The organism is Streptomyces sp. NRRL F-5727 (genome assembly GCF_000719555.1).
Classification (GTDB): Bacteria; Actinomycetota; Actinomycetes; order Streptomycetales; family Streptomycetaceae; genus Streptomyces.
In genome coordinates, this window is sequence record NZ_JOGX01000163.1 from 1 (window position 1) to 409 (window position 409).

General features: G+C 71.9%; 1 pseudogene. It reads left to right on the forward strand.

Annotated elements, in window-relative coordinates:
* Window positions 1-382: pseudogene (locus tag IF73_RS0137175) on the forward strand (ABC transporter); the annotation flags it as partial.
* Between the last annotated feature and the right edge of the window lie 27 nt (window positions 383-409).

Consider the following 409-nt stretch of genomic DNA (forward strand, 5'->3'; position numbering starts at 1 on the left):
CACCACCCAGTACCTCGAAGAGGCCGACGAACTCGCCGACCGCATCGCCGTCCTCAACGGCGGCCGCATCGTCGCCGAAGGCACCGCCGACCAGCTCAAACGCCAGATCCCGGGCGGCCACATCCGCCTCCGCTTCACCGACCCCGACGCCTACCAGGCCGCCGTCACGACCCTCCAGGTCGCCACCCGCGACGACGAGGCCCTGGCGCTCCAGATCCCCAGCGGCGGCAGCCAGCGCGAGCTGCGGTCCATCCTCGACTGGCTGGACGCCGCCGGCGTCGAGGCGGACGAACTCACCGTCCACACCCCGGACCTCGACGACGTCTTCTTCGCCCTCACCGCCACCACCGTCCCCGCCCAGCCGAAGGAGACCGTCCGATGAGCACCCTGTCCCTCGCCGTCCGCGACT